This is a genomic window from Hyphomonas oceanitis SCH89 (assembly GCF_000685295.1).
GTDB classification, from domain to species: domain Bacteria; phylum Pseudomonadota; class Alphaproteobacteria; order Caulobacterales; family Hyphomonadaceae; genus Hyphomonas; species Hyphomonas oceanitis.
The window spans coordinates 13391-28757 of sequence record NZ_ARYL01000032.1; the positions used below are offsets into that span (position 1 = coordinate 13391).

Here is a 15367-nt window from a genome sequence, read left to right on the forward strand (position 1 = left end):
CCATCATTAGGACTTGGCTGTCATGCCACCATCAACGACATGTTCCTGTCCGGTGATATAGCTGGATGCGTCGCTCGCCAGGAAAACTACCAAGGCGGCGACTTCATCCGGACGGCCAGCGCGTCCCATGGGCGCTGATTGAGCCCCAATCGCATCAACATCAAACGCATTCGCGCCAGCTTGAGCCGCCATTGCGGCGCGCTGATCATCGCTCATGGTCTCCACCATGCGGGTGATGCCTTTTTGCCAGATTGGGGTGTCGATAATGCCGGGATGCACAGAGTTAACACGAATAGGGTAGCCGAGCTGACCGCATTCAACAGCGGCTGCCTTGGTAAACAGCCGTACGCCGCCTTTGCTCGCGCAATACGCGCTGACCCCGGATGCGCCCCGCAGGCCAGCAACGGACGAGATGTTTATGATTGAGCCGCCAGTCTCTTTCATCGCCTGCATGGCTGCCCGCGTCCCCAAGAACACGCTATCCATGTTGATCGCCATCTGTTTTTGCCAGTCAGCGAGGCTGTACTCTAGAATGGCGCCGCCAATGGCCACGCCTGCATTATTGACCATGACTGAAGGTTGACCGAGCTTTTCCTCGCAGAGCGTCATGATCTCGTACCAGCGGGCCTCATCCACTACATCATGCTTAGCAGCCAGCGCTTGGCCGCCGTCCTGAGTGATAAGTGACGTGGTTTCAGCAGCTCCGGCCTCGTCGATATCGGTAACCAGTACGGCTGCACCTTCACGCGCAAGCGCTTGGCAGGAAGCTCTGCCAATGCCGCTGCCTCCGCCGGTCACGATTGCCACTCGTCCATCCATGCGCTTCATCTTATTCCTCCCAGATGATTATTCTGCTTTTTGTGCTGTTTCAGTAGCAGGAGCGCGGCTTGACGCGCCAGCGATTTTGGTGTTCTAGCCGTTCCTTATCTACGGGCTGGTGCGGAGCCGCCGTTGAAATCGTGGGTGCGAATGAGCGCCGCCCACCGGCCCGCGTCGAAATGAGGTACTACCATGTCACGTCGCCACAGCGCGAAGTACAAGATCGACCGTCGGGTCGGCGAAAATATCTGGGGCCGCGCAAAGTCCCCCGTCAACAAGCGTAACTACAAGCCAGGACAGCACGGCCAAAACCGCCGCGGCAAGGTCTCTGACTTTGGTATGCAGCTTATGGCCAAGCAAAAGCTCAAAGGCTACTACGGCGACATCACCGAAAAGCAGTTCGCACGCGTCTATGAAGAAGCGAGCCGCATGAAGGGCAACGCCGCAGAAAACCTGATCGGCCTGCTTGAGTCACGCCTCGAAGCTTTCGTTTACCGCGCTAAGTTCGTTCCAACGATCTTTGCCGCTCGTCAGTTCGTCAACCACGGTCATGTCATGATCAATGGTCGCCGCTGCAACATCGGTTCGGCTCGTCTGAAGCCAGGTGATGTGGTGCAGATCCGTGAGAAATCACGTAATATCGCACTCGTCCTCGAAGCTCTGGGTAGCCCTGAGCGCGACATCCCGGAATATGTCGATGTCGACCCTAAAGCCATGTCGGCAACCTATGTTCGCGTGCCGGGCCTGGCTGACGTGCCATATCCGGTTCAGATGGAACCTGCTCAGGTCGTGGAATTCTACTCCTCGTAAGAGGATTGAATTTCTTGAATTTTTGCAAAGGCCGCGCCAGACTGGTGCGGCCTTTGTCGTTTTGGAGCTACATCAATGTCCACGCCAAGTATCGCTGCTACCCGTCAGGCGCTTATCGCGGCGCCCGGCAAGACATTCGACCTGTCATCGCGCGACACGGGCGACAAGTCGCTGTTTGAGGATAAGGAGAATGCCGAAACCAGCTTGAAGAAGGACGCAGCTACCATCAACGAGCTGAAAGACATGATGTATGCTGAAGGCAAGCGCTCATTGCTCGTCATACTTCAGGGCATGGATACATCAGGCAAGTCTGGCACAATCAAAGGCGTCTTCTCGGATACGACCCCGCTCGGCATGGAAGTGAAGGCCTTCAAGGCACCAAGCTCAAACGAACTGGCGCGGGATTATCTCTGGCGCATTCACAATGCTGTTCCCAAGAAGGGCAATATAGGCATTTTTGACCGATCTCATTATGAAGATGTGCTTGTCGTAAAAGTTCGCGGTTTCGCGCCTGCGGAAGAGATCGAGCAGCGCTATGCACAGATCAATGCATTTGAAAAACACCTCACCGAAAATGGGGTGACCATCGTTAAATGCATGCTGAATGTCGGCTATGAAGAGCAGGGTGTTCGCCTCGCGGAGCGACTTGAGGAGCCTCACAAGCTCTGGAAGTTCAATCCTGGCGACCTCGAGGATCGTAAGCTCTGGCCGCAATATATGGATGCCTATCAAACAGCCGTCACGCGCTGTTCCACGCGTCATGCGCCATGGTACGTCATTCCGTCGGATAGCCGAACCCGCCGCAATGCCATGATAGCGCGGCTCGTACGCGGCGCTCTAGAAGACATGAAGCTCGAATGGCCCGTTTCTGAATACAAGCCGGGCGACTTCGATATCGGTTAGTGGAAGCTGGTTGAGCCGCCAGACATCGATTTGTTCTGTTCGCGTTTCTGCGGGTCGCCGTAAATATCGACGCTGCCGCCGCTTGAGGTGTGGCTATGGGCTTCGAGCGAAGCGGTGGCAGAGACGGAGCCGCCACTGGACGCATTCGCGGCAACTTTCTCGCACGATACATTACGGCCATTTGCATTGCCGCCTGAATTGGCAACAATCTTCAGCGAGCCACATTTCCCGTCCGCCTTGATGGACGCGCCGCTGGATGCGTCGAGAACGAGGACATCAGCGCTCAGCCCGCTGGCGCGGATGCTGGAACCTGAACTCGCTTCGATTTCCGACATGGCCGGGCTGGTTACGCGTACCTTTGCGCGCACCTTGTCATCTCCCCAGTTCGATATGACCTTCCGCGCGATGTAGAGGCGCGAGCCATCCTGACGCAGTTTCATGTCGTCAGGTCCGCCTTTCTCGAAGTCGATTATGACTGAGTATTCCGAGGAGGTTTCAAAAGAGACGTCCACACCCGCCGATATGTCGAGTTCGTCGAATCCGGTGAAGTCATAGGATTGCGACGTGTCGGCGTGGGCTGCTGAAAAGGTGGATAGGGTGAGGCAAATCGTTGCCAGTAACATCTTGCGCATATGTCGTGCTCCTCTGGTCTTAGCCTTTGATCTCGATATCACCGCCGCTGGATTCGCGCACGTCACGGGTTGCCGGATTGCCGCGTACGGTAACGTCGCTTCCGCTGGAGGCGCGCGCCTCAAGCTTTCCGCTGATATAAGCATCCACATCCGCGCCACTGCTGGCCTGGATATCGCCGTTTACGCACTGCATATCGTCAGCAGATACGTTCGCGCTGGAAGATGCAGCGGCATTGAGCATCTGGCAGGTTCCGGAGATTTCCACGTCGGCGCTGGAAGAGGCGTCGATTCCAACAAGTTCAGTACCCGTTGCCTCAATGGAAGCGTCAGCACTGGAGGAGGCTTCCAGGGTGAGCTTGCCGCCGAGCACTTTTGCTGTGGCATCTGCACTGGATGAAACATCCAGGTCGAGGTTTGTGGCCGCCAGCTGCTTTGCATTGAGATCACCGCTTGAGGATGCGCGAAGCTTAGCCTGCTCCACTGTGCCCGAAAGCGTCAGGTCAGCACTCGATGACACAGACCCTGAGAATGTGGACACGTTGAGGCCTGATGCCGAGAGGCTCGACGAGTTTGCAACGGAGACCTCTTCAAGGGCCGGGGCGGTGACGCGTATGGTGTAGGAAGGTACGCGCTTGCCGTTTACCTTGACCACTTTGTGTCCGTTCTTGGTGGACAGAGAGACATTGCGGGCCCAACCGGCTTTGTTGCGGAGGCTGTTGCGACTGACCAGAAGTGTCTGGCCATTCTGTTCGATGAAGATGTCGCTGAAGTCACCGTCATCCTGTTCGACTGAAATCGAGGCATCCGGGCCTGTTTCGAAAATCACGTCCACGGCGCCACGCGTATCAATCGCGGTGAAGTCGCCGGCCGGGAAGGATTTCGATTCTGCGCTGGCAATCGGCGCCAATGCGGCAGCCAGGACGATAAGGGGCAGGGCGATGCGTGTCATGAGGCGTCTCCATATTGATTTCGTCAGACTATTGTATATCGAAATACGATAAGTCAATCGTTGTTTTTCGATAATTTTCGGCAATCGCAGCTTTTTCCTCTCATCCCCTGCGGTGACGGCGCAGAACCATCGGGGGCTGCCCGTAAGCCCGCATAAAGGTCACCCGCATACGCTCGGCTTCGCCAAATCCGGTCTGCTGCGCGATTTCCTGGAGCGAGATGCTAGTCATCTCCACACGTTCCCGCGCCGCTTCGAGCCTGAGCTTTTCGACAAGGCGGGCAGGGGTCGTACCCGTTTCGGTACGAAAGACGCGCGCAAAGTTCCGGGGACTCATCCCCGCATGTTCAGCCATTTGTTCGACTTTCAGTTCGCTTCCCAAGTTCGCGCGGAGCCAGTCGATCAGTGTGTCGAAGCGTCCGGACGCTAGCTTCACGTCCTGCATCACCGAAAATTGGGATTGGCCACCATGCCGCCGTTGATGGACGACCAACTCCCGGGCAGATTCCCGGGCAACATCTTCTCCAAGATCTTCCTCGACAAGGGCCAACGCCAGATCGATCCCGGCGGAAATGCCGGCAGATGTCCAGAATTTTCCGTCGCGCACGAAGATGCGGTCTTGTTCGACCTTAACGGCCGGAAAGTTGCGGGTCATATCAGGGCACCGGCGCCAGTGCGTGGTTGCTTTGCGGCCATCCAGCAGGCCTGCCGCCGCGAGAAGGAACGCGCCCGAACAAACGGACGTTGTGCGCCTTGTCCGCAAAGACATGTCCCGGATCGCGCTTAGCATGGAATCGTCGTGCATCGCGCTGCGCGTGCCTTCACCGCCGGATACGACAAGTGTGTCCAGCGTCAAGCCGGTTGGTAAAGATTCGGAGTACATCGATACGCCGCTGGACGATCTCACCGGACCACCCTTGAGCGAGTAGATGGTCAGCCGATAGGGGCTCGGGTTCATGCCTCGCACCGGCATCTCGAAAACTGTGATCGGCCCAGCCGCGTCAAGCAGCTGGAAGCCCTCAAAGATGAGGACGCCTATGTCGCGCGTGGTGAGAATGGCGGAATTCATGGGAACAACGTCCTTTCTGCCAAACGGCATCTAGGCCAAATTCAGGATGTCAGCAAGGAGATCCACATGAGCCAGCCCTTCACCACCGTCTTCGCAATCTACGACAACATGACCCATCTCGACTTTACCGGACCCCACCAAGTGCTTTGCCGCTTGCCGAATGCTTCCACAATGATCGCCAGCCGGGATGGCGGTGAGGTGACGGCAGAGGGCAATCTCGTAATCGGTCGAACGAAGAAACTCTCAGATATCGAGCATTGCGATCTACTCTGTGTTCCAGGCGGCATGACTGCGACGCAGGTGGCGCTGGATGAGGCTTTCGTTTCGGAGGTCCGGCGTCTCGGTCTCGGCGCGCGATATGTCACCTCCGTATGCACCGGGTCGCTGATCCTTGGGGCGGCCGGCTTGCTGCAGGGCAAGCGCGCGGCCTGTCACTGGGCCTGGCGGGAATTGCTGCCCGAGTTTGGCGCGATCGTGGATGAAGCTCGGGTGGTTCGCGACGGAAACACCATAACGGGTGGCGGCGTCACCGCAGGGATCGACTTCGCGCTGACCATGGTGGCGGAGATCACCGGTGAAGCCTACGCCAAAGCGCTGACATTGGGATACGAATACGCGCCCTCGCCGCCATTCCCGGGTGGTCGGCCGGAACTCGCTGAGGCTGAAACGCTCTCGGCCTATTCAGCGCATATGGGCAAGTTGATGGATCAGCGACGCGCCGAAGCCCATGAAGCTGGCCAGCGAATGCTTGCTCAGGCTGGGCGTCCGTAGAGGTCGTAATCGTCGGCGCCGTCGATCTCCACTGGCACAATATCACCCGGTTTCAGGTGCATTGCGTTTTCGAGATACACAACGGCGTCGACTTCCGGTGCATCAGCTTTCGTGCGACCAATCATGATCCCTGCCTCATCGCCGGCGCCGTCGATGATGACATCCTGCACTGAGCCAATCTGCGCTTCGGCGCGCGCGGCGGAGACCTCAGCCTGAACCTGCATGAAGCGGTGCCAACGCTCTTCCTTCACCGCTTCATCGACGTGGCCGGGAAGGGTGCGGCTGTCGGCATGAGCGACGTTTTCGTATTTGAAGCAGCCGGCACGATCAATCTTGGCTTCGCGAACGAAGTCTAGAAGGATTTCGAAATCTTCTTCCGTCTCGCCTGGAAAGCCGACAATGAAGGTCGAGCGGATGGCCAGTTCGGGCACATCGCGGCGCCATTGCTGGATGCGCTCAAGGACGCGGTCCTGCTTGGCGGGCCGCTTCATCGCCTTCAGAACATTTGCGGAGGCGTGCTGGAAGGGAATGTCGAGATAAGGCGTGATCAGCCCTTCGGCCATTAGCGGGATGACCTGATCGACATGGGGGTAGGGATAGACATAGTGCATCCGCGTCCACACGCCGAGGCTGCCAAGCCCCTTGGCGAGATCCAGGAAGCGCGTCTGGTATTCCGTCCCACGCCACGTCTCAGGCTTGTAGCCCACATCAAGCCCATAAGCTGACGTGTCCTGGCTGATGACGAGGAGTTCTTTGACGCCCGCGCGGACCAGCTGTTCGGCTTCGGTCAGGACGTGGTGGATCGGCCGGGACGCGAGATCGCCGCGCAATTTCGGGATGATGCAGAAGCTGCAGCGGTTGTTACAGCCCTCGGAGATCTTCAAGTAGGCGTAATGGCGTGGTGTGAGGCGCAGACCTGCCTCGGGCACCAGATCCAGATGCGGGTTGTGAGGAGGCGTCAGGTGGGTATGCACCGCCGCCATGACGTCTTCATACTGATGCGGGCCTGTGATCGCGAGCACCTTCGGGTGGGCCCTTTCGATCACGTCGGGCTCGGCGCCGAGACAGCCGGTCACGATGACTTTGCCATTGGCTTCAATTGCTTCACCAATGGCCTCAAGGCTTTCGTCGCGCGCGCTGTCGAGGAATCCGCATGTGTTCACGAGCACGAGATCTGCTCCGGCATAGTCCGGCGCGATCTGATATCCCTCGGCCCGCAGGCGGGTGATGATGCGCTCTGAATCCACCAGCGCCTTTGGGCAGCCAAGGGAAACGATACCCACTTTCGGGGCGCTCGGTGTGATGGTCGTTACTGTCATGGCGCGCGCTTTAGCACATCGCCGGGCGTTTGCGAGCCGAATGTCTCAGCGACGAAACAGCGTAAATCCCGCGTTAAGGATGTTTCGCGAATTTGGATGCTACATTTTCTTGGATGCAAATGTGTTGAGGCTAGTTTGGTCTTCGTAGTGAAACGGAGATTTTAATGGCAGCTTTTGCTGTAGGCACCCTTTACTGGCTAGCGTCCGGTGTCGGCCTATTCCTGATTGGATATGTGCTGATACGTTGGCGAAAGTCGGCACGCGCGTGCTATCCGATGCCGTTCCGTCGGCGTAAAGGGTATCTTTTCGGATTGCTATTTGCCTTCACCGTAACATTGCTTCCGCTCATCCTGCGCCCGGATAATTGTGCTGGCTGCATGGTGGTTACAGCCACAGGTATGGTCGCTGACATGGTCAGCAACTAGCCACGCTGTATTATCAGACAAGCCTGAGCTTAGGCTGCAGCCTCGACTTCGACGCCCTTGTCCTGAAAGAAGTCGCGCAATTCGCCGCTTTCGAACATTTCCTTGACGATGTCGCATCCGCCGACGAATTCGCCTTTTACATAGAGTTGCGGGATGGTTGGCCATTGCGAATAGGCCTTGATGCCTTCCCGGACGGCTGCGTCTTCGAGCACGTTGGTCGAGACATATTCAACGCCGAGATAGTCGAGCACCTGAACCACAACAGATGAGAACCCGCATTGCGGGAAGGTTGGCGTGCCCTTCATGAAAAGGACAACGTCATTGGCCTTTACGGCCTTTTCGATGGCATCGAGCGTGGTCTGGTCGGTCATGGCATGTTCCTGCAGTACGTGTTCAGCCCTGATGTGTGGTGCGCGGCGGCTTACGTCAAGCGGGCCACCGCGCACAAGTGGTTTGCCTATTCGCTTGCGGGCTCGTCCCAGCCGCAGCTCTGGCCTTCATTCTGTTCCTTCAGATAGACCATCAGCGGATCGAAATACTCGACAATGGCGCTGCCGTCGATGTCGCGAGTCCCAGTGAAGGCTTCGAGCGCGTCCGGCCAGGGCTTGGAGGCCCCCATTTCCAGCATCGCGTTGAAGCGCTCACCAACTTCCTTGTTGTCATAGATCGAGCAGCGGTGAAGCGGGCCTTCCCAACCAGCCTGCTCACAGGCTGCTTTGTGGAACTGAAACTGCAGGATGTAGGACAGGAAGTAACGCAGGTAGGGCGTGTTGCCCGGGATGTGGTACTTCGCGCCTGGGTCAAATGCATCTGCCGGGCGTGGCCCCGGTGGCACGATACCCTGCATTTCGAGGCGCTGGGACCACCAAGCGTCGTTGTAGTCTGCAGGCGCTGTCTTGCCGGAGAGGACGTCCCAGCGCCAGCTGTCCACTGTGAGGGCAAAGGGCAGGAAGGCAATCTTCTTCAGGGCAATATTCAGTAGCAAGGCCGTATCAGCATCCGCTGGCGGCATTTCACTCTCATCGATCAGGCCGATCTGCTTCAGGTATTCCGGCGTGATGGACAGCCCGATGAAGTCACCAATGGCTTCATGGAAGCCGTCATTGGCGCCGTCTTTGTAAAGGAGGTCCTGGTCCTTGTAGGCGCGCTGGTAGAAATTGTGCCCAAGCTCGTGGTGGACCGTATCGAAGTCTTCCTCGTTGACCTCTGTACACATCTTGATGCGCACATCTTCCTTGTTGTCGAGATCCCACGCCGAAGCATGGCAAATGACTTCCTTGCCTTCAGGGCGCGTGATCATGGAGCGCTCCCAAAAGGTTTCGGGCAGAGGCTCGAAACCGAGCGAGGTAAAGAACGCTTCGCCTGTCTTCACCATCTTGATCGGATCATAGCCCTTCTCCAGAAGACGCTGCGTGACGTTGTAGCTTGGTCCCGGCGTGTCGGTCTTGACCACGTCATAGATGCCCGACCAGTCCTGCGCCCACATGTTGCCGAGCAGGTCAGCGCGGATCGGGCCGGTCTTTGGCTGAACATCATCGCCATATTGGGCGTTGAGGCGCGTACGCGCGTAGCAATGAAGCTCCTTGTAGAGCGGCTCAACCTGGGTCCAGAGGCGGTCGACTTCGGCTTCCATCTCTTCCGGCGCCATGTCGTAATTGGACAGCCACATCTGGTCGAGGCTCGGGTAGCCGAGTTCCTGAGCGCCTTCATTGGCGATTTCGACCATGCGTGCATACTCGTCCTTCATGGCAGGCGAAACGGTGCGCCAGCCTTCCCAAACAGCTTTCAGCTCTTCCGGGTCGCGCGAGGTTTCAATGATTGTCGACAACTCGTCGAGCGTCATGTCCTTGCCTTTGTAATTGAAGGTGCCGGTGCCGTATTTCGCATCCAGATCTGTGGTGATCTTGGAGAGTTCTTCGGCCGCGCCTTCTGTTGACGGGGCAGGGATGGTGATGCCGCCGCGCAGCTTGGTCATCTTGCGGGCGAGATCCGGCGGCAGGTCGTCAATGTTGAATTTCTTGGACTCATTGGCGAGCGAAACGGAAAGCTTGGTCGCGCGGGCGCCGATTTCGGCCGCGGCGGCGTTGGTCTCGTCCGTGATGTTCGTTGCCTGGGCCCAGAAAACGAGGCTGGCTTCATCCGACATGTCTGACAGTTCCGACTCTGCGCGAGCCATGAATGCGCGCGCTTCGGTAACGGTCGGTGACTCAGTCGTGGTCTCAGCCGCAACAGGCGTTGTTTCCCGAAGGGTTTCTTTTGGCGCTGTACAGCTGGCGAGGGCAACAGTTAGCGCAATAGCGCTGGTAGCGAGTGATAAACGCATGGTGAAAGACAACTCCCTGAGTGAAATTTACCCAGAGGTGACAAGATTGAGGCGCCGGGGTCAATCTCAGCGCGGATAAAATATTGATTGTTACTTTCAGGGCTCACCTTATCTAGCAGAAGCACAAATGGAGCGCCCCTCATGTCCGACACAATGTCCTACGTTCTCAAAACATCCGCCAATCAAATGCTGGCGTCGATGCGCGCGTCCCTTAGGAAGGGAGAGGCACAGGCGCGGGCGACTGACGTTGAAGATTCCGTGTTTCTGTCGGCGCGGCTCTATCCGGATATGCTGCCACTAAGCCGCCAGGTTCAGATCGCTTGCGACAATGCCGCTCGCGGTGCTGCGCGCCTCTCTGGCACCGAGATCCCGAGCTTTCCGGACGTGGAAACGACCTTTGCCGAATTGATGACGCGGTGCGATACGGCGCTCGCCTTTGTCAATTCCGTCGATGACACGAAAGTGGACGCGAGCGAGCATGAGACGCTGCAAATTCCTTTGGGGCCGCAGACCGTGCCGATGCAGGGGCGTCAGTATCTCACCACGTTCGTCCTGACGAACATGATTTTCCATGTAACGATGACGTACGCCTTGCTGCGCCATCAGGGTGTGGCGCTTGGCAAGCGCGATTTCCTGACCGGCCAATAGGCTCAGGGCGCTTTGGTCTTGAGGGCGAGGGCGTGCAGTTCGCCGCCCATCGTTCCCTTGAGGGCAGAATAGACAAGCTGGTGCTGTTTCACACGGGATAGCCCAGCGAATTGCGCGCTGATGATCTCGGCTTGCCAGTGATTGTCGTCACCGGCGAGATCTGTGAGCGTGATCTCGGCATCCGGGAAGGCGTCGGTCAGGTAGCCGAGCAGTGTGTCGCGGTTCATGGCCATGGCAGCGTGTCCTCAATTGCGATAGGCACATGGACGTGGGCCCGCCACGGGTCAAGGTCAGGCACGGAGAGAACGCAGCCATGGGCAATCGTAAAACGTGGATCACAGCAGGTCTATTAGGTGTGATCGCACTGGTGATTTGCGGTGTTCTCCTGTCGCTCGGTAATGAGGAAGAAGCACCCAGTCTCGTTCAATACCAGCCGAAATACATCGATGCCGGCGCCATGTTGAGATTTACCGAGACGCTCTCCAGTGACGCGCTGGAGGGCCGGGCAACAGGCACGCGGGGCAATCAAGCGGCGCGTGATTTCATCCAGAAGCGTTTCGAGACTTTGGGCATACAGATGCTCGGCGGTGCTTTTGTCCATCCGTTTACAGCGACACCTGACACGGAGGGCGATTCTTCGGTCAACGGCGCCAATGTTGTGGGCATGATTAAGGGCACGACAGACGGGCCCGTACTGCTGATCACGGCGCATTATGATCATCTCGGTGTCATTGATGGCGAGATATACAACGGCGCCGACGACAATGCGTCAGGCACCGCTGCATTGATCGACGTCGCGCAGTATTTCACACGGCACAAGCCGGTCCACGACATTGTTTTCGCTGCGCTTGATGGCGAAGAGATCGGTCTTCTGGGGGCGCATGCGCTGATGGAAGATGCGTCCGTGCCGATGCAACGTGTGGTGCTGAACATGAATTATGACATGGTCAGCCGCTCAGAGATCGGAGAGCTTTATGTGGCGGGCACGTTCCACAATCCGGACCTGCTGCCGCTCGTGGAGCGCGTCGCATCCGAGGCGCCGGTGAAGCTGATTGCTGGTCACGATGATCCGGCTTTGGGTGCGGCGGACGACTGGACCAGCCAGTCCGATCATTCGGTCTTCCACGATGCGGGAATTGCGTTCCTCTATTTCGGGGTCGAAGACCATCCCGGCTATCACACGCCATCAGATGACTATGCCAACATTACGCCTGACTTCTTCGCGCGCGCAGGGGACACGCTGGTGATGGCGGCAATGGCGGCAGATGAAGAGCTGGACATAATCGGCGGCGAGAAAGCAGCCGATTAGTCGACCGTGTTCATGTAGCCGGGCAGCCAGTCTTCATTCGCGCTGCGAAGGGCATCCAGGCCAACCGAGAATGTCTGGTCCTTGCGGACATCTACAGCGAAGGTGAGGCCGTCGGATGCATCCGTGATCGAGCCCAGCATCAACATCGGTACGTCCGGGCGCGCTTCAGCAAACTGAGCCAGCGCGTTCTCAGCGTCGCCAGCGACGGTGAAGATGTAACGCGCCTGGTCTTCACCAAAGAGGGCCGCATGAAGGTGTGAGGCGGGGAAGCCTTGCAGCTCCGGGCTGACATTGATAATTGCGCCGCAATTGGATGCGAGCGCCACTTCCGCCACGCTGCAGGCAAGACCGCCATCGCTAATATCATGCACGGCGGTCGCGAGCCCTGCGCCAATGAGATCGCGGATAAAGCTGGCATTGCGCTTCTCGACCGCAAGATCGACAGCTGGCGGTGTGCCGAGGGCTTCGCCCTTAAGCCCAAGCACGCTGCGGGCATATTGGGTGGCGCCAAGATGGGTGCCGATACCGCCAACCATCACCAGAAGGTCGCCGGGCTTGGCGCCCTTGAGGGTGGCGGATTTGGAAATGTCCTCAAGCAAGCCAACACCACCAACTACGGGCGTCGGCGGAATGGCGGTGCCGTCCGTCTCGTTATAAAGGGACACGTTGCCCGACACGACGGGGAAGTCGAGTTCGCGACAGGCCTCAGCCATGCCTTCAATGGCCTTAACGATATAGCCCATCGTGTTCGGTTTTTCAGGATTGCCGAAATTCAGGTTGTCGGTGATCGCGATAGGCGTGGCGCCTACGGCCGACAGGTTGCGATAGGCTTCTGCAACCGCCTGCTTGCCGCCCTCATAGGGGTCGGCCGAGACATAATGCGGGTTGCAGTCCGAGCAGATCGCCAAGGCTTTGTTGGTCTTGTGGATGCGTACGATGGCCGCATCACCGCCGGACTGAGAGGAGTCAATTGTGTCGCCCATGACATGGCGATCATACTGTTCCCAGACCCAGCGCTTGGACGCCATGTCTGGTGTGCCCATGAGTTTGAGGAGCGTGCCGGCAAGGTCAGCGGGTACATCGAAAGCGGCCGAGTCGAGCGGCGTACGCTTCGGTGGTTCGTTCCAAGGCCGGTCATAGTTCGGTGCATCTTCGGCGAGTGGTGCAACCGGGATATCGCACACGACTTCGCCAAACTGCGTCAGCACGAGGTGGCCAGTATCAGTCGTTTCGCCAATGACTTCTGCCGACAGGTCGTATTTGTCGAAGATGGCCTTCGCCATATCGATCTTGTCCGGATAGAGCACAATGAGCATACGCTCCTGGCTTTCCGACAGCATGATCTCGTAAGCCGTCATGCCCTCTTCGCGCTGGGGCACCTTGTCGAGATCCATGACAACACCAATGCCTTCGCCATTGGCGCCGCCGCTGGCAGCCATCTCGACAGAGGAAGATGTCAGGCCAGCTGCGCCCATGTCCTGGATTGCCTGGATGGCGTCCGTGGCCATCAGCTCAAGGCAGGCCTCGATGAGCAGCTTTTCGGTAAACGGGTCGCCAACCTGAACGGTTGGGCGCTTTTCTTCGTCGCCTTCGGAGAATTCAGCGGATGCCATGGTCGCGCCGTGAATGCCGTCGCGGCCGGTCTTGGAGCCGACATAGAAGATCGGATTGCCCGGTGTCGCTCCGCGCGCATAGAAAATCTTGTCCTGATCCGCGAGGCCAACGGCCATCGCATTTACGAGGATATTGCCATTGTAGCCCGCGTCGAATTGGGTTTCGCCAGCCACGGTCGGCACACCGACACAGTTGCCATAGCCGCCGATGCCCGCGACGACGCCCGCCACGAGGCTGCGGGTCTTGGGGTGGCTCGGGTCACCAAAGCGGAGGGCGTTGACCAGCGCGATGGGGCGCGCGCCCATCGTGAAGACGTCGCGCAGGATGCCGCCAACACCCGTTGCCGCACCTTGGTAAGGCTCGATATAGGACGGGTGATTGTGGCTCTCCATTTTGAAGATGGCGGCCTGGCCGTCGCCGATATCGATAACGCCGGCATTCTCGCCCGGGCCCTGAATGACGCGGGCATTCTTGGTCGGGAATTTCGACAGGTGGCGCCGCGAGGATTTGTATGAGCAGTGCTCGGACCACATCACCGAATAGATGCCGAGTTCGACAAGGTTCGGCTTGCGTTCAAGACGGGTGACAAGTCGTTCCCATTCATCGGCTTTGATGCCGTGCTCGAGGCCCTGGGCCTCTTCCTGGGTGGCGGTGAGATGGGCGAGGATCGCGGATGTATCAGGCATTTGGGCGCTTTAACCGCAAAGTGCGCGAGTCGCCAGAGCGTTTGTGCCTATGCGGCCATAGCGCGTTCGATTTCGGAGAGGTGTTTGGCTTTGTCCGCCTCGCTCATGAAGGCTGCGGTAAAGCTGTTTCGTGCCAGCTGGATGAGCTGGTCATTGCTAAGATCGAGCGCATCAGCGATCGCCTGATAGTTCTGGTTTACGTAACCGCCGAAATAGGCCGGGTCGTCGGAATTCACGGTTACAAGAAGGCCGGCTTCCAGCTGCGCTTTTAGCGGGCTCTGCTTCAGATCGTCGATCACGCAGAGTGACAGGTTGGAAAGCGGGCAGTTCGTCAGCGGGGTCTGGGTGTCTCGCAGAACCTGAATCAGGCCCTCGTCTTCCATGGATCGGTTCCCATGGTCGATCCGGTCAGCGCCGATGTCGATAAGGGCTTCCTGTACATATTGCGGCGGGCCTTCCTCGCCAGCGTGCAGGCACAGCTTGAAACCCAGCTCCCGGCATTTAGCAAAGAGGCGTGCGAACTTGGACGGCGGGTGGCCGATCTCGGAGCTGTCGAGCCCGACGCCGATAAATCGTGCGTGATAAGACTTGGACTCTTCGAGCAGGGCGAACCCGTCTTCTTCACTCAGGTGGCGCAGGAAGCTCATGATGACATGAGACGTGATGCCCAGCTTTGTCTCGCCATCGGCCAGCGCTTCGAGAATACCATCTGCGACCGTCGCGAATGCGACCCCGCGCTCGGTATGCGCCTGCGGGTCAAAGAAGATTTCCACATGGCGGACATTGTCTGCCGCCGCGCGCTCCAGGTAGGCCCATGTCAGATCGTAAAAGTCCTGCTTGTGCAGCAGCACGGCCATGCCCTGGTAATAGATATCGAGGAATTCCTGCAGGTTCGAGAAGGCGTAGGCCGCCTTGGCCTCTTCGAGCGTCTTAAAGGCCGTCTGAATACCGTTGCGCTCGGCGATCTGCATCATCAGCTCAGGCTCGAAGCTGCCTTCGATGTGGAGGTGCAGTTCGGCTTTTGGTAATTTGGCGATGAGTGCGGCGCGGTCAATCATTCAGGGCCTCCAGCAGACACAGGCGTTAGAACCCG

At 58.2% G+C, this 15367-nt stretch carries 16 protein-coding genes; 6 read left to right on the forward strand and 10 right to left on the reverse strand.

Going from position 1 to position 15367, the window contains the following annotated elements; translation table 11 throughout:
- Positions 1-6: 6 nt before the first annotated feature.
- Complete coding sequence (locus tag HOC_RS16330; protein ID WP_035540577.1) at positions 7-828, reverse strand: SDR family NAD(P)-dependent oxidoreductase; 822 nt, start codon at positions 826-828, stop codon at positions 7-9.
- A gap of 183 nt (positions 829-1011) precedes the next feature.
- Here HOC_RS16330 and rpsD point away from each other — a divergent pair, with 183 nt between their 5' ends.
- Together rpsD and HOC_RS16340 are read left to right on the forward strand one after the other, a co-directional pair.
- A complete protein-coding gene (gene rpsD, locus HOC_RS16335) occupies positions 1012-1629 on the forward strand; it encodes a 30S ribosomal protein S4 (RefSeq protein ID WP_034739547.1) in 618 nt (205 codons plus the stop codon).
- A gap of 75 nt (positions 1630-1704) precedes the next feature.
- Positions 1705-2532, forward strand: coding sequence for a polyphosphate kinase 2 family protein (locus HOC_RS16340; protein WP_035540579.1), 828 nt, complete (start codon positions 1705-1707; stop codon positions 2530-2532).
- Here the strand turns inward: HOC_RS16340 and HOC_RS16345 are convergent.
- From HOC_RS16345 to HOC_RS16355, 3 genes are all read right to left on the reverse strand, one after another.
- Positions 2529-3164, reverse strand: coding sequence for a GIN domain-containing protein (locus HOC_RS16345; protein ID WP_035540582.1), 636 nt, complete (start codon positions 3162-3164; stop codon positions 2529-2531). The genes HOC_RS16340 and HOC_RS16345 overlap by 4 nt on opposite strands.
- 19 nt (positions 3165-3183) lie before the next feature.
- Positions 3184-4113, reverse strand: coding sequence for a GIN domain-containing protein (locus HOC_RS21485; RefSeq protein ID WP_051625011.1), 930 nt, complete (start codon positions 4111-4113; stop codon positions 3184-3186).
- 100 nt (positions 4114-4213) lie between these two features.
- Positions 4214-5179 (reverse strand): GlxA family transcriptional regulator, encoded by a 966-nt coding sequence (locus tag HOC_RS16355; RefSeq protein WP_035540626.1) that lies wholly within the window; start codon positions 5177-5179, stop codon positions 4214-4216.
- A gap of 66 nt (positions 5180-5245) precedes the next feature.
- Here HOC_RS16355 and HOC_RS16360 point away from each other — a divergent pair, with 66 nt between their 5' ends.
- Positions 5246-5950: a DJ-1/PfpI family protein gene (locus tag HOC_RS16360; RefSeq protein ID WP_035540583.1), complete on the forward strand. Its 705-nt coding sequence runs from the start codon at positions 5246-5248 to the stop codon at positions 5948-5950.
- On the opposite strand, the gene rimO is transcribed toward HOC_RS16360, so the two are convergent.
- The gene (gene rimO / locus HOC_RS16365; RefSeq protein ID WP_035540585.1) at positions 5932-7269 is read right to left on the reverse strand and encodes a 30S ribosomal protein S12 methylthiotransferase RimO; all 1338 of its coding nucleotides are present in this window, start codon (positions 7267-7269) and stop codon (positions 5932-5934) included. The genes HOC_RS16360 and rimO overlap by 19 nt on opposite strands.
- 164 nt (positions 7270-7433) lie before the next feature.
- Between rimO and HOC_RS22215 the strand changes: the two genes are divergently transcribed.
- On the forward strand, positions 7434-7694 hold the full coding sequence (locus tag HOC_RS22215) for a hypothetical protein (protein WP_156950517.1): 261 nt from the start codon (positions 7434-7436) through the stop codon (positions 7692-7694).
- Positions 7695-7723: 29 nt separating this feature from the next.
- On the opposite strand, the gene grxD is transcribed toward HOC_RS22215, so the two are convergent.
- Positions 7724-8065, reverse strand: a complete 342-nt coding sequence (grxD, locus tag HOC_RS16370; protein WP_035540586.1) for a Grx4 family monothiol glutaredoxin — start codon at positions 8063-8065, stop codon at positions 7724-7726.
- Positions 8066-8151: 86 nt separating this feature from the next.
- Positions 8152-10017 (reverse strand): M2 family metallopeptidase, encoded by a 1866-nt coding sequence (locus HOC_RS16375; protein WP_035540587.1) that lies wholly within the window; start codon positions 10015-10017, stop codon positions 8152-8154.
- A 141-nt stretch (positions 10018-10158) separates the two neighbouring features.
- Between HOC_RS16375 and HOC_RS16380 the strand changes: the two genes are divergently transcribed.
- Positions 10159-10665 carry a DUF1993 domain-containing protein gene (locus HOC_RS16380; RefSeq protein WP_051625012.1) on the forward strand — a complete coding sequence of 169 codons (507 nt, stop codon included), beginning with the start codon at positions 10159-10161 and terminating at the stop codon, positions 10663-10665.
- Positions 10666-10667: 2 nt separating this feature from the next.
- On the opposite strand, the gene HOC_RS16385 is transcribed toward HOC_RS16380, so the two are convergent.
- A complete protein-coding gene (locus tag HOC_RS16385; protein WP_035540588.1) occupies positions 10668-10898 on the reverse strand; it encodes a BolA/IbaG family iron-sulfur metabolism protein in 231 nt (76 codons plus the stop codon).
- Positions 10899-10978: 80 nt separating this feature from the next.
- Here HOC_RS16385 and HOC_RS16390 point away from each other — a divergent pair, with 80 nt between their 5' ends.
- On the forward strand, positions 10979-11974 hold the full coding sequence (locus HOC_RS16390) for a M28 family peptidase (protein WP_051625013.1): 996 nt from the start codon (positions 10979-10981) through the stop codon (positions 11972-11974).
- Here the strand turns inward: HOC_RS16390 and purL are convergent.
- Positions 11971-14274: a phosphoribosylformylglycinamidine synthase subunit PurL gene (purL, locus tag HOC_RS16395; protein ID WP_035540589.1), complete on the reverse strand. Its 2304-nt coding sequence runs from the start codon at positions 14272-14274 to the stop codon at positions 11971-11973. The genes HOC_RS16390 and purL overlap by 4 nt on opposite strands.
- A 47-nt stretch (positions 14275-14321) precedes the next feature.
- Positions 14322-15332, reverse strand: a complete 1011-nt coding sequence (locus tag HOC_RS16400) for an adenosine deaminase (protein WP_199285888.1) — start codon at positions 15330-15332, stop codon at positions 14322-14324.
- Positions 15333-15367 lie beyond the last annotated feature (35 nt).

What these genes read in the sequence shown, in the direction of transcription:
- HOC_RS16330 (WP_035540577.1), bottom strand. Translation starts at nt 828, where the DNA reads ATGAAGCGCATGGATGGACGAGTGGCAATCGTGACCGGCGGAGGCAGC.
- rpsD (WP_034739547.1), top strand. Translation starts at nt 1,012, where the DNA reads ATGTCACGTCGCCACAGCGCGAAGTACAAGATCGACCGTCGGGTCGGC.
- HOC_RS16340 (WP_035540579.1), top strand. Translation starts at nt 1,705, where the DNA reads ATGTCCACGCCAAGTATCGCTGCTACCCGTCAGGCGCTTATCGCGGCG.
- HOC_RS16345 (WP_035540582.1), bottom strand. Translation starts at nt 3,164, where the DNA reads ATGCGCAAGATGTTACTGGCAACGATTTGCCTCACCCTATCCACCTTT.
- HOC_RS21485 (WP_051625011.1), bottom strand. Translation starts at nt 4,113, where the DNA reads ATGACACGCATCGCCCTGCCCCTTATCGTCCTGGCTGCCGCATTGGCG.
- HOC_RS16355 (WP_035540626.1), bottom strand. Translation starts at nt 5,179, where the DNA reads ATGAATTCCGCCATTCTCACCACGCGCGACATAGGCGTCCTCATCTTT.
- HOC_RS16360 (WP_035540583.1), top strand. Translation starts at nt 5,246, where the DNA reads ATGAGCCAGCCCTTCACCACCGTCTTCGCAATCTACGACAACATGACC.
- rimO (WP_035540585.1), bottom strand. Translation starts at nt 7,269, where the DNA reads ATGACAGTAACGACCATCACACCGAGCGCCCCGAAAGTGGGTATCGTT.
- HOC_RS22215 (WP_156950517.1), top strand. Translation starts at nt 7,434, where the DNA reads ATGGCAGCTTTTGCTGTAGGCACCCTTTACTGGCTAGCGTCCGGTGTC.
- grxD (WP_035540586.1), bottom strand. Translation starts at nt 8,065, where the DNA reads ATGACCGACCAGACCACGCTCGATGCCATCGAAAAGGCCGTAAAGGCC.
- HOC_RS16375 (WP_035540587.1), bottom strand. Translation starts at nt 10,017, where the DNA reads ATGCGTTTATCACTCGCTACCAGCGCTATTGCGCTAACTGTTGCCCTC.
- HOC_RS16380 (WP_051625012.1), top strand. Translation starts at nt 10,159, where the DNA reads ATGTCCGACACAATGTCCTACGTTCTCAAAACATCCGCCAATCAAATG.
- HOC_RS16385 (WP_035540588.1), bottom strand. Translation starts at nt 10,898, where the DNA reads ATGGCCATGAACCGCGACACACTGCTCGGCTACCTGACCGACGCCTTC.
- HOC_RS16390 (WP_051625013.1), top strand. Translation starts at nt 10,979, where the DNA reads ATGGGCAATCGTAAAACGTGGATCACAGCAGGTCTATTAGGTGTGATC.
- purL (WP_035540589.1), bottom strand. Translation starts at nt 14,274, where the DNA reads ATGCCTGATACATCCGCGATCCTCGCCCATCTCACCGCCACCCAGGAA.
- HOC_RS16400 (WP_199285888.1), bottom strand. Translation starts at nt 15,332, where the DNA reads ATGATTGACCGCGCCGCACTCATCGCCAAATTACCAAAAGCCGAACTG.